Below are 24,402 nucleotides of genomic sequence, written 5' to 3' on the forward strand. Positions count from 1 at the left end.
AGGCAGAAGGAATGTATAAGTGTCCTCTGCCCACGACTGAAAGGAGTAAGGGTCTGAAGCCCCTCCCAAATGCAACGATATTGGGAGCCTCCAATTGGGAGGGGTCACAATCCCCTCCCAATTGGTTCCTTCTGCCCTCAGCACGAATGCCTTCTGCCTTCTTGAAAAGTGCTGCGTCTTGACGACTAAAACTTTACAATGTTGCCATAGATTTTTTGAATGCCTTGATAACCTTTGTCTGTCAAGTGTTCGGTAGAAAAAGACGATAGGATTCGCTGTCTAACAGAATTCTCAAACCCAGCCACATCAGGACAAAGGGGAAAATCTTGCGAGCATAACGGCTGAGTACGAAAGCGATACCGGGTTGATGAGTCAAAGTATAGGACATAAACAGCCAGCAGCAAACAATGAAATAGCAAACTGGGATGATCACAGCTAGATTTTGGATTGAGCTGCTGGCAAACAGGGGAATATAGATCCCAAGATTGTTGCCACCGTTGGAAATCGTGACCGCAGAGACGCGATAGGTCTGGGGATCGCGGATTACGTCCCAGAGCGATCGCTTTCTGGAATCAAATCCGAGAAATTTAGAGTTTCTTTTCAGATTGGCTGACTTATCTTCGGCTGAATCATCCTTATTAAGGTTGAACAAATTGTTCAAGCCAATAAGTATCGGCAGAATCCCCAGTAGACCAGTCCAAGTTGATGGAATCACTAGTCCCAGTAAGAAACCAACTAAACTTACTATCACTAATGCCGTAAACCCTAGAATCTCACCAACCACAACATGTTGAGGACGAAAAGTACGATTAACCTCGCTGAAGAAGGCAGTCAGATAAATATTGTCGTCAAACGTTGTTGCCACAGCAGCAGCTAGCCCAATCTTAATTGTTGCAATTAACCAATCCATTACCATTCCTCACTCAACACCTATCTGATGACCGAAAAAGAGCGATCGCTCAACAGTTGTAGAAAATTCACACAATATCGATATGATAATGTGAGTATCGCATATTGGGTATAGCAAGTGAGCAAATCTGGTAGTTTATACATATCAAGTGATGCTTTGACTTTATCCCCGCTTCCAGTAGTGGGTGTGGGGTGTGGGGTGTAGGTTTGGGGAATACCTTGAAGATTGGGAACACCCCACCCTAGGAGTGCAATGGGGTCTAAAACCCCACCGTATGAGTACGGTGTATAAAGGTTAGTTGGGGTTTGAATCCCCATCTAACCGGACACTACACCCCACACCCTACCCCCTACACCCTGTTCAACCCCCATCTCCAATTCAGCCGGCAATTTCCATCACCTATATTTATCAAAGGAGTCATTATGATTAGCCGTTTGATTGACCTTCTGCCTAGACGCATAGGTCAAAACATCTTACGGTCGCTCAAATTACCCACTCGTAGATCGGCTACCTACAGGTTGGCAGTTCTATTTTGCATCGGACTTGTCTTGACTCTAGTTTTTGACCGTCATGCTGTTGCCGCTTCTGAATCTGGCAATCACCTCTCCTCTGTAATAAATCAGTTCAAACTACCCAAAAGCTCAATAATCCAGTTACTGGAAACCGTGGGACTGTTTGTGGGGGGGATAATTTTTTGTATAGTTTTGGATCGCTGGTTTTCTAACCGTTCTGGTCAATCTAGCAACATACCCTTAGCAGAGCAAGCGCGGCAGCTCAAGCAACTCAAAATGGGATATCCAGAGGGAATGACAAATCTGGAAGTTCTCCGTACTCAAGGCTTGCTCGAAAACCGTTTGCGACCATTTGGACTGAATGTCACCTGGACAAGCTTTTTATCAGCCTCTTCTCTGATAGAAGCACTCAGCAACGGGACGATTGACTTCTGTGGTGGTGGTGGTACGGCTAGCATCTTCTCTCAAGCAGCGGATCATGTATTTGTGCGGGTAGCTAAGGAAAAATATACTGCTCCCAAAGGTCAAGCGATTCTGGTACCGGAAGATTCGCCGATTCAGACGCTGGCAGACTTGAAGGGTAAGAAGATAGCTTTTGACAAAGGCTCAAGCGCACATTATGTGCTTGTGCGATCGCTGGAAAAAGTAGGGCTAGAGTTTAGTGACATTGAACCAGTTTATCTGACACAGCCGGAGGCGCTGCCCCGATTCCGTCGGGGTGAAGTGGATGCTTGGGTGATTTGGGTTCCCTACACAGCTACTCAAGCCCGAAGCGCTTACCCAGGGCGATCGATTGCAGACCTAGAGAGCATATTTGGTGACAAAGCCTCCGTGGAAGTTCCAACCTATTACTACGCGATTCCAGAACTGGTACGCGACTATCCCGACTTGCTCAAGGTGATTTTAGAAGAGGTAAACGAAGCTGGTACTTGGGCTAAGAGACAGGAATTAGAAGCTGTTCAACGAATGACAGCACACCATGAAATCGATCCCTCCATCCTAGAAACTTTACAGAAACATAGTGGCGAACGCGCCATTATCCCCATTGACGACCAATCGCTCAATGCCCTACAGCATCAAGCAAATATATTTAGAGATTTAAATCTGATTCCTGAGCGGGTGAATGTCAAAGATGGAACCTATAGCTTGCAGACTAAGCAAAACTGGACTTATTAATCTGACACGGACACGTCTCTACATCATATAGCAGTCCTAAATAAGAGCGTGAACAACAAGATCCCCAACAACTTTTACGGATACAGCTATTGCGATTCAGGGGTATCACCTCTTATCTCACGATTTTTCGAGATTCCACACAATTGTAGAGACGTTCCGCCGGAACGTCTCTACAAGGTTTTTGAATAAAATGAGGGGTCAGACCTACCATTTGCAATAGCTGTATCCTTTGAGAAGTTGGGGATCTTAGCCTCTCGATTTTCACAATTCATTTAGGATTGTTATATAGGAATCAGATTTGATTATTAAGTATAATTATGGCTATTATAACAGCTTTTGAACGAAAAACAGTTGTGAATTATACTGTTAATTTCGGGATTTTTTGTAAGTAGATGAGTGTAAATATACGTTGTTTAATGTGATAAAACGATTAAGTTGAAGGTTTTGGGATGAGCGGTAAACCGCTCACTACGACGAATTTTTTTTATATTACTCAAAGTAAATGATAAAGCTTGTGAATAAACAAAAGGCGTTCTTTTCTGCTGTGGTAGCTTTAAGTATAATAGCGGCAGTGATGTTGTCTTTTCCTTTAAACGCGCAAAATCTGTCTGTGGGAAAAAGTGCGGAGTTGCGGGGGGTGTGGTTAACTAATATTGATAGCGATGTGTTGTTTGAGCGATCGCGTCTAAATAAAGCTTTGCAACGCCTAGACGAGTTAAACTTTAATACTGTATATCCGACTGTTTGGAATTGGGGCTGGACGTTATATCCAAGTAAGGTAGCGCAAAGTGTAATTGGGCGATCGCTCGATCCGACACCGGGATTGCAACGACGTGATATGCTCAAAGAAGTAATCGATGTCGGACACCAAAAAGGCTTAACAGTCATTCCCTGGTTTGAATTTGGCTTTATGGCACCGGCTGATTCGCAATTAGCTAAACGTCATCCGCAATGGCTGACAAATCGCGCTAACGGTACGCGGATTATCAAAGAAGGAACTCACGATCGCGTTTGGTTGAATCCCTTTCACCCAGAAGTACAGCAATTTATCCAAAATTTAATCGTCGAAATCGTCAGAAATTACAATATCGACGGCATTCAATTTGATGACCATTTTGGTTTACCATCAGAATTGGGTTATGATGCCTATACTGTTGCACTCTACAAAAAAGAGCATAATGGCAAAGCTCCACCAACAGACTTTAAGAATCCAGAATGGTTAAGTTGGCGAGCAAACAAAATCACCAACTATATGAAGCGGGTGTTTACAGCTATTAAAGCAACCAAAAAGAATTGTATCGTTTCCATTGCACCTAATCCGCAACGCTTTTCTTATGACTTCTTTTTAGCAGATTGGCAGAAGTGGGAACGGATGGGACTAATTGAAGAATTAGTTTTGCAGATATACCGGAATGATTTAAATGTGTTTAACAGCGAATTAGAATATCCAGAAGTCAAAGCAGCACGCAGCCACATTCCCGTAAGTATCGGCATTTTATCAGGTTTGAAAGGTCGATTTGTGCCGATGCAACAAATTGAAACACAAGTGCAGAGTGTACGCGATCGCAAGTTTGCAGGTGTATCCTTTTTCTTTTACGAAACTTTATGGAACCTTGTCAACGAGAAACCCCCACAACGTCAAACTAGATTTGGGAAGCTATTTTCTACAGCAAAAACTTATCCAAATTTACTTTTAGGTTGGAAACCAGAGAAAGTATGAAGTAATATCGTGTCCGGTTTTTGCGCTCATTCCTATTTTTGCAAAAATAGGAATGAGCGCATATGCACAGACTACGTATTTCTGTCATTGCGACATCACCAAGCAATCTCAAATTTCAAAGTCTTGTTTTCTCGCGATTGTGTGCGTAAATCCTTAAAAAAAAAGTCTATTATTTCCCAAATCTTTGCGATACCTCCCAGCAAAATTCATGAATATAAAAATTAGATGAAGAAATTTCATCAGATAACATTACTGTTTTTTTAACTGAGCAACATATTTAATCCAGACATATCCTTGGTGATGTGCTTATGATGAGTTCACAGACAAAAAAGCGAAGAAAAAACGAGTGTTTGTCAACTACCTAAAGCATCAAAATTAATAAATTCAAGGATTGTTAGATATGAAAAGTGTATTTTCCACTCTACTAATTTCTGCTTCATTAGCTCTTGGAGTTGCGGCAGTAGCTGCACCAGCACAGGCAGCAGGTAACGCAGATAAACCAGCAGGTAACGTAGATAAACCAACAGGTAACGTAGATAAACTAACAGGTAACGTAGATAAACCAACAGATAACGTAGATAAACCAACAGATAAAGTTGCGACTAGCGTGATGTGTAACGTTAGTAATGTCTCATTTGGAGGAACTGCTGCTACCGATTGTAAAGGACCTTTTGAAGGTAATGACACAGGAGATAAAGCCACTTTACTTGATGATTTAAATGGAGGTTTGTTTGCAAGTAGTGTAGGTTCAAACGTTACTTGGAGTTTAGCTGGAAAGTCGGATGAGCCAAATCCTTTTTTATCAGCAGATAATGGCTTGAGTACTGGCAACTGGAGCCTAAAGAAGGCACTGAGTAGTGGTACATTTGTAATAAGCCTCAAGAGCAGTACTGTATACAGCACTTATCTCTTTAAAGATATTGATTTCTCTAAAACTGGTTTAGAAGGAATTTTCAATACCATTGGTGTTGCTTTAGATGGAAGTGGTAACGCAGGTAAGGCTCTATCTCATGCTTCATTATTCGTCGCTAATGTGCCATCGGGACCTAGTACTAAAGTTCCAGAACCCAGCGCTCTGATGGGTTTAGGTTTAGTTTTAGGTGGAATGGTCGTTGCTCGTCGTCGTAAGTCTGCACCTGTTAATCTTTAATTGGCGATTTAGTAGCTAAATAATTCTCCAATCAAAAGCCCCATCCTATTTATAATCGGATGGGGCTTATAATGTTTCAAGGTCTAAAATCCAATTCTTATCCCCCAATTCCCAAACGTCCAGCCAAAGCGGGAGTTAAAGGTAAAAGGGTAGCTATCATCAAAAATAAAGCTAAAAGACCTAATGCAGCGCGTGCGTCGTCAGGTTCGGTGATTTCGTTCAAGCTGGGACGTTCTAAATCCCTTTGTAAAAATAGAATCACGATCGCCCAATACATGGCAAGGGGATTCGCTAAAGATGCTATTCCTAAAACAATTAAAGTTGCTACTGTGACTCTTCCTGCGGTTTTGCGTCCATAAATCCCTTGGACAATGCGTCCACCATCTAAGACACCGGCTGGCATTAAGTTTATCGCGGTGATGACCAATCCTAACCAGCCAATCACCACTAAAGGATGAATATCGACCACTGATGATTGTAATGCGGAACCGAGAATTATCCGCGCCAAACTTCCGACCAAAATCGAACCTTGGAAAAACTCGTTTGGTAATTGAAACAAGCTACCCTGATGAGAAAGTAGCAAGCCAATTATCAATGTTACCAAAGAAGTAATTCCCCCTGCGGCTGGACCTGCTATGGCAATATCAAATAATACACTGCGGTTGGGTAATAAAGATTCAAACCGAGTAATTGCCCCAAATGAGCCAATCTGCACGGCGGGAAGAAAGAATGGTAAACTTAAACGGATTTGGTGACGACGCGCTACTAACCAATGACCAATTTCGTGAATTAGCAAAATCGCCAAAATACCCCCACCAATGGGTAAAGTTTCAGGAAAGCGGGATGGATTCTCAAATAAATCAAATCTTAATAGTAGACCGGCAGCTTCTAAACAGGTGGCGATCGTTGCTAGAAATAAAATACCAGCAAAGATTTTTTGTGATATTGTTGACGGACGCGGATCATTGCTGCTGGGTAAGACGATAATTACAGGTTTACCATCTTGGTTTTCGACCAGGAACAAGCGATATTTATCGCCCAGACGTTCTTGTAAACTGATGGTAAGGCGATTGTGAACTTCTTCGGGTTCTCCCCGCAGATTACCTTTGAAAATCGCTCCTTGTTGGTAAGCGATCGCTTCTGTGGCAAAAAATGTATCTAAACCGAAAATACCTTTAATTGCGTTCAATTCCTCTTCCGGAATTGGCGGATCTTCTAGCTTTAATTCTGCATTCAGTGCATTTTGTGGAGTTTCTGATGCTGTGGTAGCGGCTATTCTTTCTGTCGCACGCTGTTTGAGGATTGCATCTTGTCCAGCTGCTCGCAATTTTCTTCCCAAAAATATGTATAAGACAGTTGAGCCAACTAATAAAAATAACACACCGACTATATTGATGTAAATCCCGGCAGCAAACAAGCCAAAAAACAACAGCCAAGGAGTCATCAAGACCACCGACTGCAACCAAGCTAAGATGCCAAGTTTACCAAATGGTCTGGCGCGATAAAAGCCCCAAGCCAAAATACCGAAAAAAACCAGCACGATTGCCGCAAGAATAGGAGTTTCTGAATTAGTAAGCATTTTTAATCTATTTTTTTTAATTTTCGCACGGGCGACGGTCAAATTTTCGGTGACATTACTACTAATCTTAAGAATGAGCGCAAATAAATGGAAAACGAACCGCAGAGAACGCAGAGGACACAGAGTTTAGGAGAGTTTGGGAAAGTTATGTGCAGTCATTGCGTAAGTCCTAAATCTATAACGTTGCTTGTAACGTTCTCAAAAATGTAACGGCGCTAAGATAGTGGCTACATAGGTGCTAATCTGACTTATACAACCAGAGAAAGCATTTATATAAGGTAGAATTACGGTGACGAAACTAAAAATCAAAAGTGGTAAAATGCTGATTCATCGCTCTTTAGCGGCGATTGTTGGCATTCTGATGTTATCGCATCCGATGGTGACGATCGCATCTATCGCAGGTGCGATCGCTCAACAAGTACCAAAGAATTCCCCAGAATACGTAAAGGGAAAGCAACTGTTAGATGAAGCAGAGAAGCTTTTGCAGCAAGGTACGGGGGAATCTCGACAACGTGCGATCGCACTTTACTCTCAAGCACTTTTAATTTGGCGAAAAATAGGCGATCGTAATTCTGAAGCTACCACACTTTTAAGCATCGGCACTGTTTACTATACAATTTCCCAAAACCAAAAAGCACTCGAATATTACAATCAAGCTTTAGTTATTAGACGGGAACTCAAAGATAGTTTTGGGGAAGCTGTGATGCTTTCTTATGCTGCTGGTGCTTACTCGAATTTGGGCGATAAGCAAAAGTCATTACAATTTTACAATCAAGCAGTGTCATTATTTCAAGCTGAGAAAAAACTTGACTTTGCTGGGATCACGTTAATCAGTATTGGCGGAGTTTACTTTAATTTAGGCGAAACGCAAAAAGCACTCTCAGCATACAATCAAGCATTAGAAATTCAGCGTACCACAAAAGATACTGCCTCTCAAGCTCGTACACTCAATGCGATCGCTTCAGTTTACACGACCTTAGGTGAGTATCAAAAAGCCTTGCCACTGTTCAATCAAGCATTGGAAATTCAACGTTTGAGAAAAGATATTAACGGACAAGCTGAGATATATAATAGATTTGGTCTAATTTCTTTTTCCTTAGGTGAAAACCAACAAGCGCTTGACTCGTTCAATCAAGCGTTGAAACTGCAACAACAAGCGCAAGGAAATCTTTCTGGAACTGCACTTGTATTTAACCTTTCTCAACAAGCGCAAACTCTCATCGGTATTGCTGGTACTTACAAATCTTTAGGTGATTATCTCAAAGCGATTTCATACTTCAATAATGCGCGTACTCTTTTTCAAAAAGCCGGAAATCGTTCTAGTGAAGCGGAAGTTTTCGCCCAGATTAGTATAGTATACGATGAATTGGGCGACAAACAAAAAGCTCTGGAATCTTTAAATCAAGCTTTGGTACTTCAACGTGCAAATAGCGATCGCGCAAGAGAAGCTTTCACCCTTGGTAGTATCGGCGATATTTATCAATCATTTGGCGATTATCAAAAAGCGCTAGATACATATAATCAAGCATTAACTCTTCAGCGTCAAGTACAGGATCGTTCTGGAGAAGCGAAGACCTTAAAAAGCATTGCTCAAATATATAGTTATTTAGGAGATTATCAATTAAGTACTGATACTTACGTGCGAGCATTGGAGATATTTAAAAAAATAGGCGATCGCTCTAGGGAAGCGCAAACTCTTGATAATATAGGTACAGTTTACCGCATTGCTGAAGATTATCCTAAAGCACTCTTATACTACAACCAAGCACTAAAATTGTGGCGTGAACAAAAAGCTATTTTTCAAGAATTTGCTACACTCACTGGGGTAATTAGAGTTTATGAATCTTTAAAAGATTATCCGAAAGCGTTGGAAGCTGCCAACCAGGGACTTTTATTATCCCAGAAACAACAAAACAGCTTTGGTGAAACTTTAGCATATGCTTTTATAGGCAGAGTGTATCTAGCGTCAGGGAATTATCAAAAAGCCATAGATGTCTTACAAGATGCAGCATCTCGATTTGCAAAAATCGGCATTCCGACAGCAGAAGCTAACGTTTTAGGCAATATTGGCAAATCTTACAATTCATTAAAGCAACCAGACAAGGCAATCAACAGTTACAATCAGGAACTAAAGTTGCGGCAAAAGTTAGGCGATCGCACAGGTGTTGCCGATACGCTTTATAATATTGCTGTCACCGAACGCGATCGCAACAACTTTCAGGCAGCGCAAAAACAAATAGAATCGGTGATAGCGATTATCGAAGATATCCGCACTAACGTTACCAGTCAAGATTTGCGAAGCTCATATTTTGCTTCAATACAAAAATATTACCAGTTTTACATCGACTTATTGATGCGGTTGCACAAACAGCAACCAGATAAAGGATACGATGCTTTGGCATTGCAAGTTAGTGAACGCGCTCGCGCCCGCAGTCTGGTAGAATTGTTGAATGAAGCTAACGCCGATATTCGTCAAGGTGTAGATCCGAAGTTGCTAGAACTTGAACGCAACTTACAGCAAAAATTAGATGCTACAGAAAAACGCCGAATTGAATTATCCAACAAACCAAATACAGAAGCGCAAACCGAAGCGCTAGAAAAAGAAATTTCCGCGCTTTTAGAACAAAATCGACAACTCAAAGCACAAATTAGAAGCTTAAGTCCCCGTTATGCTGCACTTACACAACCTCAATCTCTGACATTAGCACAACACCAGCAGCTACTTGATAACGATACCCTAGTTTTAGAATATTCTCTAGGCGAAGAACGCAGTTATCTGTGGGCAGTTAGCAAAACAAATATTAAGAGTTACGAATTACCCAAACGTGTAGAAATAGAAACTACCGCAAAGCAATTTTATCAATCGTTGAAGAAACCGAGAAGAATATCGGTGGGATCTAATCTGAATTCACCTACAGATGTCGAAATCGGAACCAAACTCAGTAAGATACTTTTGCAACCCGTTGCGAAAGAGTTGGGAAATAAGCGTTTAGTGATTGTTAGTGATGGTGCTTTGCAATATTTGCCGTTTGCAGCATTGCCGAATCCGAAAGACCAAACAGGTAAGACACAATCAACGCCTTTGTTAGTTGAACACGAAATAGTATATTTACCCTCAGTATCTACCTTAGCAGTTTTACGCAAAGAAATAAATAACCGTCAAAGAGCACCGAAAGCGATCGCTATTTTTGCCGATCCAGTTTTTACCAGCGACGATCCACGCTTGAAATTACCGCAACAAAAACTAGACAAACCTAATGTAAACGAACTCGATTTATCAAGATCCGCCAAAAGAACAGGTATAACATTTGATCGTTTGCCATTTACCCGAAATGAAGCCGATCGCATCTCAACTTTATTTCCCGATGCCTTACGCAAAGAGGTTTTTGATTTTGATGCCAGTCGCGCGATCGCAACCAATCCCGAACTCAGTCAGTATCGCATCGTCCATTTTGCCACACACGGTATCCTGAATAGCACGCAACCAGAATTATCTGGGATAGTCTTGTCGCTGTTTGACAACAAAGGAATGCCGCAAAACGGTTTTTTACGACTTCACGATATCTTTAACCTCAACTTGCCAGCAGAATTAATTGTCCTCAGTGCTTGCGAAACAGGTTTAGGCAAAGAAATCAAAGGAGAAGGATTAGTGGGCTTGACAAGAGGCTTCATGTATGCAGGTAGCCCGCGAGTCGTCGTCAGTTTGTGGAGTGTCGATGACGAAGCTACATCAGAATTAATGACAAAATTTTATCAAAAAATGCTGCAAGACAAATTAAAACCTGCGGCTGCATTGCGATCGGCACAAATAGAAATGTTAAAAAATGAGAACTTTGCCGCACCATATTACTGGGCAGCATTTACACTTCAAGGAGAGTGGAAGTAAAAAGAATAATTAAGGCGACTGGAAGTCGCAGCTACACAAACAAAGTCCGCGATTAGGCTGACTAACCAGAAAATAGGGTTTCAAATTTTATCTGGCGAAAGTGATGGAAGAACGCTAATTAGCCCACGTAGGTGGGCTTTGTTTGTATAGCCCCAGGCTTCTAGCCTGAGGGTGATAAATTAAAATTAGCCCACGTAGGTGGGCTTTGTTTGTATAGCCCCAGGCTTCTAGCCTGACGGTGATAAATTAAAAAGGCGTTAAAACCCCTACTACAAAGTTTCTTCATCACTGCATAAAAACCATTAAAGTGAAAAGATTCGCCTCAACTTTATTCACTTACTTCATCATCCGTGTCTTTCATCACAAACAGCTTTCTTGTAATTGTCAATTAACTTACAATTCTGTTATTTCAACAATTTAATCTAGATACATTATAAAAATAATTTTCTGATATAAAGCTACAGTTAAAACTTTTATTTTGATTTGTTTGACAAAACTTAATATATTGCATAACCTAAAAGTTAGGTAACACTAATCCAGCGTCAGACAGAAATTATTTTTAGCCATATCTAGGCAGAAGCAAATGAATTGAAGTAAAAATCAAGGAACTAAAAATAAAAGCAAGTTTACCTAATTTTGCGAAAAAGCTGAAAAATTCAGTCACCGGATAACGCTGCAAAAATATCAACTTCCGGTTACATCTGAAGGCTTTTGTTGAGTGACAATCAGGGAAATTTAGGTAAAAAATATGTTAAGGAGATTATCATGCTGAAGTATTTAACCTCATTGAACGACCACAACTTACCGTATCCCGATACAATTCATCCCATCGTCGTTCACTTCGTCATCGCATTGGTATTGTTTGCGTTTATTTGCGATGTCATCGGCTATTTCACTGGTAAAACTCGCCTTTTTGAAGTGAGTTGGTGGAATATGTTTTTTGCCACCATCGCTATTTTTGTTGCTGTCATTTTCGGACAATTTGAAGCAGGATTGGCACAACCTTATAACGCAGTAAAATCAGTTTTGAGTACGCATACACTGATTGGCTGGTCGCTTTCAGGAATCATCGCAGCGATTACAGCATATCGTTATGTAATGCGTATTCGTAACCCACACAAAATATCGATTTACTATCTCGGAGTAGGACTGCTTTTAACTTGTGTAGTTGGCTTCCAAGTATATCTTGGTGACAAACTTGTTTGGGTATATGGACTACATACAGTACCAGTTGTTCAAGCAGTAAAAGAGAGTATTTTGCCATGAATTCAGAACTAATTGACCAATTAAGCAACCAACTAGGTGCGAACGGATTACCTTACACCATTCCCATTCATCCCAACTTAGTACATCTGACTTTAGGTTTGTTTATTATTGGGATTACCTTTGATATTATTGGTGTAATTTTCCCTTTCCAAACATGGGTCTTCAAATCTTTAGCAATTCCTGTGGAACGTTCCAGCTTTTTTGATGTTGGTTGGTACAACATGCTCGCTTCATCTGTGATTACATTTTTCACAGTCGGGGCAGGCTTTTATGAAATGATGCTGGCAAATCCCCCCGCAAATGTGAAAAGTGCTTGGGGATTGCAAGCAATGGAAACTATGCTTTGGCATGGTGTCGGTGGAGTCTTATTATTAGCCCTAATTGTCGGTATGACCGTCTGGAGAGGTTGGCAGCGCTTCGTTTGGTCAAAAGAAGCAGATAGAGAAGTGCAATTAAGTTATCTATTAATGGGCATAGGAATTATGTTCATTATGTTCCTCCACGGCACATTAGGAGCGCAATTAGCCACAGAATTTGGAGTACACAATACAGCAGATAATTTACTGCGTTCCGGCAAAGATTTGAACGAAATGTTTTAGAAGTAGAGACGTTCCGCCGGAACGTTTGTACTGGTAGAGACGTTCCGGCGGAACGTCTGTACGAAAGTTATGAATTAGTAGAATAACCATCAATCACCCAACAAATTATGCAGAAAATATTGCGAATTTTCACATTAATTACAGGCGCGATCGCTCTCACTTTTACTAGTATTTGGATCGGCAAACAAGCCTACTTTTGGCTTCCTCCCCAAGCGGCAGCCGAATCTGTCCTAATTGATGATTTGATTAGCTTCCTCGTGACGCTGGGTGCGTTCATCTTCTTGGGAGTAACCGCAACTGTGATGTATTCGGTTATTTTCCATCGCGCAATCAAAGATGACTATAGCGATGGTCCCCCAATTGAAGGTAATATAACTTTGGAAGTTGTTTGGACAGTCATCCCAGTTTTGTTAGTGTTTTGGATTGCAAATTATAGCTACCAAACCTACGAGAAAATGGGAATTCAAGGTCCGATGGAGCATGTACATTTGCCTAATCCGATGGGAATAGAATCGGCATATGCTGCACCAAAAGACGCCGCAACTGAACAATTAGAAAAAATTGACGTACTTGCTAAACAATGGGCTTGGGTATTTCATTATCCAGAAAAAAACGTCACCAGTACCGAACTGCATTTACCAAGCGATCGCCGCATAAGTTTAGCAATGCAATCTGAAGACGTTCTCCACGGCTTTTATATTCCCGCTTTCCGACTCAAGCAAGACATAATTCCCAACCAAACTATCAACTTTGAATTTACACCCATCCGTCCAGGTAAATATCGCTTAACCGATTCTCAATATAGCGGCACATACTTTGCAACCATGCAAGCCGATGTAATCGTTGAATCACCAGAAGATTACCAAAAATGGCTGACAAAAGCTGCAACTCACAAACAAGCGATCGCTAAAAACCAAGCAGCCTCTGAATATGCTCAAGCATCAAATCAGTCAATCAAACCAGGTTGGGCAACTGTTGCCCCTGCTACCCCTCCCCTAGTCAATTTGTAGTAACAGCTTCAGCCCTTCCATCACCACCATCAACCATCAACGAACAACTAACAACTATCAACCATCAACTAACAAACCAACAAACAAATGACCAACATCCCCATCGAAGGCATTATAATCCCTAGTGAGACACCTCACCACGAACCCCCAAACCACTGGAAACAATACTTCAGCTTTAGCACCGACCACAAAGTAATCGGTATCCAATATCTCGTTACCGCATTCATCTTCTTTCTTGTCGGTGGTATGTTTGCGATGGTAATTCGCGGAGAACTAATCACCCCAGATTCAGACTTAGTAGACCGCACCGTATACAATGGGTTGTTCACCATGCATGGCACCGTCATGCTTTTCCTGTGGACATTTCCTTCACTAGTTGGTTTTGCCAACTATCTAGTACCTTTGATGATTGGCGCCCGCGATATGGCATTTCCACGTTTGAATGCCGTGGCTTTTTGGATGGTGCCAGTGGTCGGAATTCTCCTCATGGCAAGCTTTGTAGTCCCTGGTGGACCCGCCCAAGCAGGCTGGTGGTCTTACCCGCCAGTGAGCCTCCAGAACCCCACAGGTAACTTAATTAACGGTCAAGTTCTCTGGTTATTGGCGGTAGCAATCTCCGGCGTGTCTTCCATTATGGGTGCGGTCAACTTTGTTACCACCATCGTCAAGATGCGGGCACCAGGTATGGGCTTCTTTCGGATGCCGTTGTTTGTTTGGGCAGTGTTTAGCGCCCAAATTATCCAACTGTTTGGATTGCCAGCATTGACAGCAGGTGCGGTCATGTTGTTACTCGACCTCACCGCCGGTACTGCCTTTTTTGACCCTAGTAAGGGAGGTAATCCAGTCCTCTTCCAGCACTATTTTTGGTTCTATTCCCACCCCGCCGTTTATGTAATAATTTTACCTATCTTCGGTATTTTCTCGGAAATCTTCCCCGTCTATTCTCGCAAACCGCTATTTGGTTACAAAGTAGTCGCCATTTCATCGCTCTTAATTGCGGGAGTCAGCGGTATAGTTTGGGTACACCACATGTATGTCAGCGGTACAGCAGGCTGGATGCGGTTGTTTTTCATGCTGACAACGATGTGCGTATCTGTACCGACAGGAATTAAGGTATTTGCCTGGGTAGCAACCATCTGGGGCGGTAAGATTCGCTTGAATACAGCAATGCTGTTTGCTTTGGGTGCATTAATCATGTTTGTGTTTGCGGGTATCACAGGCATCATGCTTTCCTCTGTACCCGTTGATGTTCACGTTAACAATACTTACTTTGTTGTCGGTCACTTCCACTACGTCCTTTACGGTACAGTGACGATGGGCTTGTATGCGGCAATTTACCACTGGTTCCCGAAAATGACGGGACGCATGTATCACGAAGGCTGGGGTAAATTGCACTTTTGGTTAACATTCGTCGGTACTAACCTCAACTTTTTCCCCATGCATCCATTAGGATTGCAAGGTATGTTACGTCGAGTCTCTTCCTATGCTCCAGATGCAGGATATGAATTCTGGAATATTATTGCTAGTCTCGGCGCCTTTCTGTTAGGAATGTCTACTTTGCCTTTCATTTTCAACATGATAGTTTCTTGGATGCAAGGTGAGAAAGCACCTGATAATCCTTGGAGAGCAATTGGTTTGGAATGGTTAGTTTCTTCACCTCCTCCTGTAGAGAACTTTGAAGAAATTCCCATTGTCATCAGCGAACCTTACGGTTATGGCAAGTCGGAACCGTTGATTGCTCCATCTCATAGTCATCAATATGATAGGGCAAACCCAACTTTGACAGGCGTAGATTAATTTGTTTCTAGTCTCAAAGAACCCCTCTCCAAACCTCTCCCCCACAGGGAGAGAGGCTTTGAAACCTTGATTTCTGGTTCCCCTTCCCTCTCTTCGAGACGCTTCGCGAACGTAGGGAAGGGGTTAGGGGTTAGGTTTCCTTGTTCCCACAAAGAACCCCTCTCCAAACCTCTCCCCCACAGGGAGAGAGGCTTTGAAAACCTGATCATTTCTCGTTTTCTCGTTCCCAGTCTCTGACTAGGAACCAGGAACCAGAACTCGACACAAGATAAAGGAGAATTTAAGCAATGGACAGTTATTTAGTTTCCGAGCAGTTGCATGAGCATACCCATGATGAAGAAGGCAATAAGATGTTTGGCTTCATCGTTTTCTTACTATCTGAAAGCGTTATTTTCCTGAGTTTTTTCGCTGGATATATTCTCTATAAAACAACCACACCTAATTGGCTACCAATCGGTGTTTCTGGACTTGAAGTTAAGGAACCGGCAATTAATACAGTGGTTCTTGTTGCTAGTAGCTTTGTCATTTATTTGGCAGAACGCGCTCTGCAAAGCCATAAATTGATGCAATATCGCTTGTATCTTTTTACAACAATGGCGATGGGAACTTACTTTTTAGTGGGACAAGGTATTGAATGGAGTAATTTAACTTTTGGTTTCACTTCTGGTGTATTTGGGGGAACGTTTTATTTATTGACAGGTTTCCACGGTTTGCACGTTCTCACTGGTATTTTGTTACAAACGATTATTCTTGTACGCTCTTTCATTCCCGGTAATTTCGATTCCGGACACTTTGGGGTGAATGCAACTTCTTTGTTTTGGCACTTTGTTGATGTGATCTGGATTATTTTGTTTGTTCTAATCTATCTTTGGCAGTGAATATTTAGGGTTTGCTGAAAAATTAGGTCAATTCTTTGTGAGGTTGCGCTTAATAACCTGACGAGTAAACTCGCGGCTACATGTACAAAGCCCACCTTCGTGGGCTAATTAGGCGCAGCTTCACACAGAAATGATATTAGGTCATAGGTCAAAAAAATATAAAATGTAGAGTCTGACTTAATGCGGAAGAAGCGTTGTGTTAGGGAAGCGGGTTTCCTCACAACGCTTTTTCTCAGACAGCAAATCAACAGTGTCAAATTTTTTACCAAAAATCCGAAAAACTGTAACTTGAATTTGAAGCTTAGAGTAATCAAACTTCAATACCTACAATGAACAAATCATTTCCGCTAATTTTGGCTACGGCTTCATTACTGACTGGAACATTTGGGACATCTTCCTCTGCTGTAGCCTCAGAATTAGTGGCTACTCAAGCTTCAGCAATAAATACTGAGATTATAGCCTCGGCATCTACTTGCCCTAAGTATGCAGGAGGAGGAACATTAGAAGCCAATATCGAAACTCGTAATTTTTCTATTTATATTTGTAAAAGAAGTGGAAAGCTTTTTTATACAAGCACTTCCAAGCTTAATAGTAAAGGTATCCGTTCTCTTCCAGCCTACACAGAAGAGGGAACAGGATATATTGCTAAGAATGGAAAATATGAATATGTTGTCAATGGTGTGAGTCTAGAGATTCTCAAAAATGGCAAAGTTTTGCAAACAGATCCTGTCGTTAAATATGTAAGAGGATAAAGAAAAAAAGGTTTATAGTGGGTTGTACCTACGCACTTAACTATTTTATTTGTGCGTGGGTGCGATCGCTTTATAAGTTGCAAAATAGTTGTATTAATTTTCAGATAAAATCAAATAAACGATGCGCCATTTCTAACTTAGAGCAAGGTTCAATTACCATTTGCCGACCTCGATTATCTAAAAATATCGCTTTATTATTATCACTGCCAAAACCACTATCCGGTTCATCTATCGGATTAGCAACGATCGCATCTAATTTCTTTCTCTGCAATTTTTCTAAAGCAGGCTTGACAATATCGCCATTTTGTGCAGCGAATCCGATTATCTTTTGATGTGGTTGTTTTTGGCTTGCTAATTCGGCAACTATATCAGGTACTGCTTCTAAAGGTAAAGTTTCGGGAAGCGATCGCTTGGGCAATTTCTCCAAACTACAATCGCGTGGCTTTACATCTGCAACCGCTGCCGACATGATAATCACATCAGCATTCGGCAAATATTCCAGCATTACTTGCTGCATTTCCTCAGCACTAATAACTGAAATTGCTTGCACTCCCAAAGGTGCATTCCAACTACCTAACCCATGTACTAACGTCACATTCGCACCTCGATGAAGTGCTGCTTGGGCTAAAGCTAATCCCATTTTACCTGTGGAGGGATTGCCAATAAATCGCACTGGGTCAAGATGTTCTCGCGTTCCTCCAGCACTAATCAACACTCGCTTACCAGTTAAATCTCGCTTGCCTGCGGTGTGCAACAGTGATTTTATATAGGCGAAAATTTCTGGAGGTTCTGCCATTCTGCCGGCACCGACGCGATCGCACGCTAACAACCCCGATGCTGTACTCATACCATGATATCGGCTATCTGTCAATAAGTCGCGCCAATTTCGTTGCACCGTCAGTTGTTCCCACATTTCGGTATTCATTGCCGGTGCGAGCAACACGGGACAAGTAGAAGCTAAAACGGTGTTGGTGAGCAAATTATCAGCCATCCCGTGAGCTAATTTTGCTAATGTATGAGCTGTTAAAGGAGCAATGACAAACAAATCTGCCCATTCACCCAACTCTATATGTAACGGACGCGAGTATTTAGCTTGCCAAAAATCCTCATCTGTGTATGCTTGATGGCGAGATAAAGTAGCTACAGTTAAAGGTGTAATAAATTCTTGTGCTGTAGATGTAAGAATCACCCGCACTTCCACCCCACTTTTAAACAGCGTGGAAATAACTTCACAAACTTTATAGGCAGCGATACCACCACCTACACCAACTAAAACCCTTTTGGTCGATTTACCACTTGGCATAGGAAAAAGTTAGGAATTATGAGTTAATATTATTCATTCATAACTCATAACCTCTAACTCTTCATACCTTATGCTTCGTCGTAGGGTTCCAAATCTAAAAGATGGATATAGGGTTCAACTAACTCTGGACGCGCAAATGCGATCGCTCGCAGCAGATGCCAATCATTCAAACCCTCAAAAGCATTGCTGTAATTATCTTGATCCAAGCGTGTTGCCAACTCTTCAACCTCTTGTACGGTCATGACAGCAATATCATTTCTAGAAATGCTTAGAGTTTTCATTCTGTTTGCCCCTCCCTTATGCAGCATTCGCCATAGCGCATGAATTGAGTTGCGTGCTGACGCAGCCACCCAATATATCTTACTCATTCGGGGGCGTTGATTTCGTAAAATTTTTCCGGATTTTTAGCTAAAATTGTAAATTTTTTACAATTGTGACAAAATAATATCTAATACTTTTACAGATTCACCACGAAATTCTGTAATATATCTAACATTTATGGAGGAATTTGATGCCCCATATCAGATTCTTAAGCTCATCACCAGACTTGAGTCTGGGGGATTTTACGCGCATTGGGGATTGGGTAACGGGCAGCAGCCATCAGGATGACGTGACCAAGCTCAAACAATATTTGTCAGAGTGTCTATTGGACACAAAGAGTGCCCACTATGAAATTAAATTATTAAAAAAATAGGCAGTTTACAAACTGTCACTTAAAATACTTGCATTTTGATTTAACTAATGATATGGTTTATTTGTGTGTGAGGAGCAAGTTAAAAGTAAAAAACGCCTGGGGTGGAAACACGGTCACACTCCCAGGCGTTTTTTCATGGCTATCAATCAACCAGCAAAAAAAAAATTGTGTCCACTTGTCTAACTGTCACTTGATATACTTGCGGTTTGATAAAAGCAGTGATATGGTTTATTTGTGTGTGAGGAGCAAGTTAAAAGTAAAAAACGCCTGGGGTGGAAACACGGTCACACTCCCAGGCGTTTTTTCATGGCTATCAATCAACCAGCAAAAATGGTTTTCAGCTTGGGACGGCAGGCTTTGTACACGCAACGCTCCAAGCTTTTAGCCTGAGAGCTTCCAGGATTTGCAAACATGCCCTAATCCCTGAAATATGACACCCTGTCTTTTGACATATTTTTGCTTTTCTCGCAAAAATAACACCTGATTGGTGTTTTTACTTAGTGTGAGGGAACAGGGTGACAAGGTATTTTGTTTTGTTTTCAGTTGTTGTAACAAGTTTAGCGATCGCATTTCCTGCCGTAGCTGCGGATAAATCGTCTCAGGTAATATCAGACATTCCTAATTTAAGTGAAATCAAACTACCATACACTGATGCTCAATTATTAAAGCAAACTGAATTAGATAAAATTAGCCAGTCACCACCAACAAGTGAACCACAAACCACCGATGATCCAGATATTAACCTAGAAGTAACTGGAGAACAAGATACTCAACCTCAATCTACCCCAGTTTATGTAATAGACAAAGATGAAATTCAAAAACAAGGTGCTAATAGTGCAGCAGAAGTATTAAGAGGTTTACCCGGATTTGCGATTAACGATGTCGGTTATGGTGCAGATATTCACACCGGAACCTTCTACCGAGGACAGTCAATAAACCAGTCTGTATTTTTACTAAATGGCAGACCGATTAACAGCAATATTAATATTTATCATGGCAATACTGACCTCAATAGCATTCCCGTAGAATCAATTGAACGGGTGGAATTATCTAGTGGTACAGCTTCCACATTATACGGTTCAGAAGCCGTTGGCGGAGTAGTTAATATTATCACTAAACAAGGTGAAGGACCGCCTAGATTTAGTGGTTTAGTGCAATATGGTTCTTTTGATGAATCTAACTACCGTACTAATTATGGTGGGACTCTTGGCTCAGTAAAATTTAATATCGGCTACGAAAAGTACGATGCCGAAAATAATTACAGAGTACCTGTAGGGGCTGTAAATCGTGATGCGAATGGACGTTTTTTTAATGGAGATACATCAACTAGCAACTACTTTGGTAATATTACTTTAGATGTAAATTCCAAAAATACTATCAGTTTTGATACTAATATAATTAGCAGTCGTCGAGGTTTAACTTATTTTGGATTCCCTCTTCAAAGAGACAGACTTGACCACGATGTATTCAATACTGGTTTATCTTGGAAAAGCCAGCTTGGTAATAGTAAAGATTCTATTCTTAACGCCACCATCGGTTATGCTCAAGATTACTTCAGCACTTATGGTCCAAGTGGCACTACTTTTTATCGTCAAGGTTCATTAAATTCTCAAGGATTGACTGCCAGAGTAGAACATCAGTGGCAATTCAATCAAAATAACCTTCTGCGTTGGGGATTAGATTTAAAAAATAGCAACCTTGATGGTGATACATTTAGCAATGTTCCCAATCGAATTCGTTTTAATGGTAATGAAACTAGAGATAGATTTCAAACAGCAATATTTGCCTTAAATACTTGGAATCTAACAAAGAATTTTCAAGCAGATTTAGGATTGAGACAAAACTTTAATAGTGAATTTGGTAGTTACCTTAATCCTAGTGTCGGATTAAAATATGCTGCTAGCGACAATATTGCAGTGCGTGGAAGTTGGGCTTCAGTGCAGCGCAACCCCGGTATAGACCAATTGTATGTTTATGATACCGTTCATGGCTGGTTGCCCAACCCCGACCTCAAACCGGAAACTGGTTTCTCTTGGACAGCAGGACTTGATGTCAAATTATCTAATAATTTAACCGGGCAATTCACTTACTTTGCCAGTAGTTTAGATAACCGTTTGGCAATACTTGGCGGACAGTGGACTAATATTGGCTTAGTAAATACCAACGGTTTAGAAGCGGCTTTACGATTGCGAATTGCCCGTGAATGGTCAACTTTTATCAACTATACTTACACTGATGCCCGCATCGAATCAGGTATAGAAAAAGGATTGCAGTTGAGTACAGTTCCCTACTCAGTAGCACAAATGGGTATCGGTTATCAATCCAACGGTTGGCAGCTTAATTTGATTGCTAGTTACAACAGTGGTTCGCGTAGAGCCTTATTTAATTTACCAGGTCAAAGTACCACAGATTTTTCACCCTCTTGGTTGAACTTGGATCTTGGTGGTAGGATTCCCATAACGAGAAATTTAGGGCTAAATGTTTTCGTGGAAAACTTAGCTGGTGTTGAGTATGAAAAAGTTAATCGCGTTTATCAACCCGGACGCACCTTTAGAATTGGTGTATCGTCGAGTTTTTAATAGGGCAACTTGTTCATCCCATCGCTGCTAGATCCCCGACTTCTTGGAGAAGTCGGGGATCTGACCTCTCGTAACTGCTCAGAACTAATGTGGTGGACTACTAGAGTAAAAATAGGCAGTTTACAAACCGTCACTTAATATGGTGGCATTTTGATTTAACTAATGATATTCTTAAATCGTGTGTGAGGAGCAAGTTAAAAGTAAAAAACGCCTGGGGTGGAAACACGGTAACACTCCCAGGCGTTTTTTCATGGCTATAAAAGAGCGCAGAAAAAGAAAATTCTGTCCAGTTGTCTAACTGTCACTTGATATACTTGCCGTTTGATAAAAGCAGTGATATGTTTTATTTGTGTGTGAGGAGCAAGTTAAAAGTAAAAAACGCCTGGGGTGGAAACACGGTAACACTCCCAGGCGTTTTTTCATGGCTATAAAAGAGCGCAGAAAAAGAAAATTCTGTCCAGTTGTCTAACTGTCACTTGATATACTTGCAGTTTGACGTAATTTGCTACAAGTCCTTCCCCAGGCTTTCCATAGCGCTGTTCCTTACAGCAGATTGCGTTGTGATCAAATACATGTAGAGACTACCAAGTGCTAGGTTTCCATAGGGTTTTGGGTTTTACGTATGTACCTCCTAAGGAGTGAAATTTGCTGTATATTTGATCAAATCCTCAAAACGAAGACATCCATGTGTTCCCATCCTAATGTCTAGACTTGTCTAGCTTTTATATAGCAGGTGAATAGATGATTAATCAGACGTACACGGCTGATGTTTTAGTTGTCGGTGGGGGAACCGGCGGAACTGCTGCGGCTATCCAAGCAGCGCGATGTAAAGCAAAAACTATCCTGGTGAGCGAATTTCCTTGGTTGGGGGGAATGCTGACTTCAGCCGGGGTTTCTGTACCCGATGGTAACGAATTAGAAGCATTTCAGACAGGTTTATGGGGTGAGTTTTTGCGAGAATTGCGTTCTCGACAGCCAGGAGGATTAGACAATAGTTGGGTAAGCTTTTTTAGTTACGATCCGCGCATTGGGGCAGCGATTTTTGCCGATTGGGTGCAAGAATTACCAAATTTGCATTGGATTTCTGGTAAAGTTCCGTTAGAAATTTTGCGACAGGCAGATTGTGTTACTGGCGTTCGCTTTGCTGATTTTACTGTCAAAGCTAAGATTATTCTCGACGGCACAGAATTAGGAGATTTATTGGCTTTAGGGGAAATACCTCATCGCTGGGGTTGGGAATTGCAATCTCAATGGCAAGAGCCAAGCGCCCCAGCACATTTTAATTATATCACAGAAAAATATCCGGTGCAAGCGCCGACTTGGGTTGTGATGATGCAAGATTTTGGTGAAGAAGAACGACAAGAAATAGCCCCAGCACCCAATCAAGATTTATCAATGTTTGCAGGCGCTTGGGATGATTATGGTGCCGAGAAGTTTTTGAATTATGGACGCTTACCGGGAGGGCTGTTGATGATCAATTGGCCCATCTGTGGTAATGACTACGGCAAAGAAGTTGGGCGTTTGATAGAGTCAGAGACATCAAAAAGTGAGTTTTTACAAGAATGTCGCTGGCACAGCCAAAATTTTGCCCATTTTATCCAAAATCAGCTAGGCGATCGCTACGGCTTGGCAGAACAAGTTTTTCCTGAATACCGAAATCCCTGCACGGCTTACGCCCTACATCCCTACTACCGGGAAAGCCGCCGTTTGGTGGGACTAACTACTATGCGAGAACAGGATATTTTGCCGATCGCTCTTGGTAGAGTAGCATCCTTAAATATCGAAACAATCGCTATTGGTAATTACGCCAATGACCACCATTATCCCGGAGTCAACTACCAGCTACAACCCAAATCTATGCGTTGGGGGGGACGTTGGACAGGAACTCCCTTCACAATTGGTTACGGTTGTCTAATTCCTGCCCAAACGGATGGTTTATTGGTTTGTGAAAAAAATATCTCTGTATCACATATAACCAATGGTGCGACGAGATTGCAACCTGTGGTGATGGGCATTGGTCAAGCGGCAGGAATGGCTGCTGCTATGTGCGCCCAGTTGAACACTCAGCCGAGAGATTTACCTGTTAGAATGCTGCAAAATGCTTTATTGCGAGACTTACGCTCTCCTGCGGCAGTCGTTCCCTTATTTAATTTACCACCCGATCATCCGGAATGGCTGGACTGGCAATTGTATTACTTAGATAACCCAGACGCTTATCCAGCTACTGGAAATTGTCCTATCTCATCTAATAACCAGTATAAATATTTTCAATCTAAATACATAAAATCACTTAATCAAGAATATTTCCGGGGCATCTTCCACCGCCTAGATCAGCAAGATTACAGATTTAGCATCACCACAGCAACTCAAAAGCAATTGCTTTTACCAATTGTGACTTTGCGATCGCATATAGACGAGCAACTGCAAAATTTAATTGATCAGCAATCGCTACAAATTTGTGGTTACTGGAATCGTGCTGGTAATTGGTTATTAGTTGAACATATTCAGGAATAATCTAAACATTTTTTCAAGTTAAAAACGTTACTTTTGTCAAAATGTCCGGACGCAGTAAAAAAAACTAAGTATCAGTG

17 protein-coding genes are annotated in these 24,402 nt (G+C 41.4%); 12 read left to right on the forward strand and 5 right to left on the reverse strand.

What is annotated here, in order from left to right; genetic code table 11:
• Positions 1-241: 241 nt before the first annotated feature.
• Positions 242-910, reverse strand: a complete 669-nt coding sequence (locus TOL9009_RS0121390; protein ID WP_029634563.1) for a cadmium resistance transporter — start codon at positions 908-910, stop codon at positions 242-244.
• A 20-nt stretch (positions 911-930) separates the two neighbouring features.
• Positions 931-1,227, reverse strand: a complete 297-nt coding sequence (locus tag TOL9009_RS0121395) for a hypothetical protein (protein WP_029634564.1) — start codon at positions 1,225-1,227, stop codon at positions 931-933.
• Between the two features lie 105 nt (positions 1,228-1,332).
• On the opposite strand from TOL9009_RS0121395, the gene TOL9009_RS0121400 reads away from it, so the two are divergent.
• From TOL9009_RS0121400 to TOL9009_RS0121410, 3 genes are all read left to right on the forward strand, one after another.
• Entirely contained in the window at positions 1,333-2,598 is a 1,266-nt protein-coding gene (locus TOL9009_RS0121400; protein WP_029634565.1) for a sulfonate ABC transporter substrate-binding protein, read from the forward strand.
• Positions 2,599-3,172: 574 nt separating this feature from the next.
• Entirely contained in the window at positions 3,173-4,318 is a 1,146-nt protein-coding gene (locus TOL9009_RS40040) for a glycoside hydrolase family 10 protein (RefSeq protein ID WP_242055533.1), read from the forward strand.
• Between the two features lie 400 nt (positions 4,319-4,718).
• A complete protein-coding gene (locus TOL9009_RS0121410) occupies positions 4,719-5,468 on the forward strand; it encodes a PEP-CTERM sorting domain-containing protein (protein ID WP_029634566.1) in 750 nt (249 codons plus the stop codon).
• 97 nt (positions 5,469-5,565) lie between these two features.
• Here the strand turns inward: TOL9009_RS0121410 and TOL9009_RS0121415 are convergent, their stop codons facing one another.
• Positions 5,566-7,047 (reverse strand): site-2 protease family protein, encoded by a 1,482-nt coding sequence (locus TOL9009_RS0121415; RefSeq protein WP_029634567.1) that lies wholly within the window; start codon positions 7,045-7,047, stop codon positions 5,566-5,568.
• A gap of 289 nt (positions 7,048-7,336) precedes the next feature.
• On the opposite strand from TOL9009_RS0121415, the gene TOL9009_RS0121420 reads away from it, so the two are divergent.
• The 7 genes from TOL9009_RS0121420 to TOL9009_RS0121455 all read left to right on the forward strand — a co-directional run bounded on the left by TOL9009_RS0121420 (position 7,337) and on the right by TOL9009_RS0121455 (position 17,235).
• Entirely contained in the window at positions 7,337-10,933 is a 3,597-nt protein-coding gene (locus tag TOL9009_RS0121420) for a tetratricopeptide repeat protein (protein WP_260675926.1), read from the forward strand.
• Between the two features lie 765 nt (positions 10,934-11,698).
• A complete protein-coding gene (locus TOL9009_RS0121425) occupies positions 11,699-12,199 on the forward strand; it encodes a DUF2231 domain-containing protein (RefSeq protein ID WP_029634569.1) in 501 nt (166 codons plus the stop codon).
• Positions 12,196-12,798: a DUF2231 domain-containing protein gene (locus TOL9009_RS0121430; protein WP_029634570.1), complete on the forward strand. Its 603-nt coding sequence runs from the start codon at positions 12,196-12,198 to the stop codon at positions 12,796-12,798. The genes TOL9009_RS0121425 and TOL9009_RS0121430 overlap by 4 nt, the downstream gene beginning before the upstream one ends.
• Positions 12,799-12,905: 107 nt before the next feature.
• Positions 12,906-13,808, forward strand: coding sequence for a cytochrome c oxidase subunit II (locus TOL9009_RS0121435; protein WP_038296502.1), 903 nt, complete (start codon positions 12,906-12,908; stop codon positions 13,806-13,808).
• An 87-nt stretch (positions 13,809-13,895) separates the two neighbouring features.
• Positions 13,896-15,605 carry a cytochrome c oxidase subunit I gene (ctaD, locus tag TOL9009_RS0121440; RefSeq protein WP_029634572.1) on the forward strand — a complete coding sequence of 570 codons (1,710 nt, stop codon included), beginning with the start codon at positions 13,896-13,898 and terminating at the stop codon, positions 15,603-15,605.
• A gap of 287 nt (positions 15,606-15,892) precedes the next feature.
• The gene (locus TOL9009_RS0121450) at positions 15,893-16,483 is read left to right on the forward strand and encodes a cytochrome c oxidase subunit 3 (RefSeq protein WP_029634574.1); all 591 of its coding nucleotides are present in this window, start codon (positions 15,893-15,895) and stop codon (positions 16,481-16,483) included.
• Between the two features lie 329 nt (positions 16,484-16,812).
• Positions 16,813-17,235: a hypothetical protein gene (locus TOL9009_RS0121455; protein WP_029634575.1), complete on the forward strand. Its 423-nt coding sequence runs from the start codon at positions 16,813-16,815 to the stop codon at positions 17,233-17,235.
• 100 nt (positions 17,236-17,335) lie between these two features.
• On the opposite strand, the gene coaBC is transcribed toward TOL9009_RS0121455, so the two are convergent.
• Positions 17,336-18,538: a bifunctional phosphopantothenoylcysteine decarboxylase/phosphopantothenate--cysteine ligase CoaBC gene (gene coaBC / locus TOL9009_RS0121460; protein ID WP_029634576.1), complete on the reverse strand. Its 1,203-nt coding sequence runs from the start codon at positions 18,536-18,538 to the stop codon at positions 17,336-17,338.
• A gap of 68 nt (positions 18,539-18,606) precedes the next feature.
• On the reverse strand, positions 18,607-18,819 hold the full coding sequence (gene isiD, locus TOL9009_RS0121465; RefSeq protein ID WP_029634577.1) for a protein IsiD: 213 nt from the start codon (positions 18,817-18,819) through the stop codon (positions 18,607-18,609).
• Positions 18,820-19,747: 928 nt separating this feature from the next.
• Here isiD and TOL9009_RS0121475 point away from each other — a divergent pair.
• Together TOL9009_RS0121475 and TOL9009_RS0121480 are read left to right on the forward strand one after the other, a co-directional pair.
• Entirely contained in the window at positions 19,748-21,811 is a 2,064-nt protein-coding gene (locus TOL9009_RS0121475; RefSeq protein WP_029634578.1) for a TonB-dependent receptor plug domain-containing protein, read from the forward strand.
• Positions 21,812-22,552: 741 nt separating this feature from the next.
• Positions 22,553-24,325, forward strand: a complete 1,773-nt coding sequence (locus TOL9009_RS0121480) for an FAD-dependent oxidoreductase (protein ID WP_029634579.1) — start codon at positions 22,553-22,555, stop codon at positions 24,323-24,325.
• Positions 24,326-24,402: the final 77 nt, after the last annotated feature.

The organism is [Scytonema hofmanni] UTEX 2349 (assembly GCF_000582685.1).
Taxonomy (GTDB): domain Bacteria; phylum Cyanobacteriota; class Cyanobacteriia; order Cyanobacteriales; family Nostocaceae; genus Hassallia; species Hassallia hofmanni.

Coding starts and splice junctions, on each gene's coding strand:
- TOL9009_RS0121390 (WP_029634563.1), bottom strand. CDS start 910: ATGGATTGGTTAATTGCAACAATTAAGATTGGGCTAGCTGCTGCTGTG.
- TOL9009_RS0121395 (WP_029634564.1), bottom strand. CDS start 1,227: ATGGGGATTCAAACCCCAACTAACCTTTATACACCGTACTCATACGGT.
- TOL9009_RS0121400 (WP_029634565.1), top strand. CDS start 1,333: ATGATTAGCCGTTTGATTGACCTTCTGCCTAGACGCATAGGTCAAAAC.
- TOL9009_RS40040 (WP_242055533.1), top strand. CDS start 3,173: ATGTTGTCTTTTCCTTTAAACGCGCAAAATCTGTCTGTGGGAAAAAGT.
- TOL9009_RS0121410 (WP_029634566.1), top strand. CDS start 4,719: ATGAAAAGTGTATTTTCCACTCTACTAATTTCTGCTTCATTAGCTCTT.
- TOL9009_RS0121415 (WP_029634567.1), bottom strand. CDS start 7,047: ATGCTTACTAATTCAGAAACTCCTATTCTTGCGGCAATCGTGCTGGTT.
- TOL9009_RS0121425 (WP_029634569.1), top strand. CDS start 11,699: ATGCTGAAGTATTTAACCTCATTGAACGACCACAACTTACCGTATCCC.
- TOL9009_RS0121430 (WP_029634570.1), top strand. CDS start 12,196: ATGAATTCAGAACTAATTGACCAATTAAGCAACCAACTAGGTGCGAAC.
- TOL9009_RS0121435 (WP_038296502.1), top strand. CDS start 12,906: ATGCAGAAAATATTGCGAATTTTCACATTAATTACAGGCGCGATCGCT.
- ctaD (WP_029634572.1), top strand. CDS start 13,896: ATGACCAACATCCCCATCGAAGGCATTATAATCCCTAGTGAGACACCT.
- TOL9009_RS0121450 (WP_029634574.1), top strand. CDS start 15,893: ATGGACAGTTATTTAGTTTCCGAGCAGTTGCATGAGCATACCCATGAT.
- TOL9009_RS0121455 (WP_029634575.1), top strand. CDS start 16,813: ATGAACAAATCATTTCCGCTAATTTTGGCTACGGCTTCATTACTGACT.
- coaBC (WP_029634576.1), bottom strand. CDS start 18,538: ATGCCAAGTGGTAAATCGACCAAAAGGGTTTTAGTTGGTGTAGGTGGT.
- isiD (WP_029634577.1), bottom strand. CDS start 18,819: ATGAAAACTCTAAGCATTTCTAGAAATGATATTGCTGTCATGACCGTA.
- TOL9009_RS0121480 (WP_029634579.1), top strand. CDS start 22,553: ATGATTAATCAGACGTACACGGCTGATGTTTTAGTTGTCGGTGGGGGA.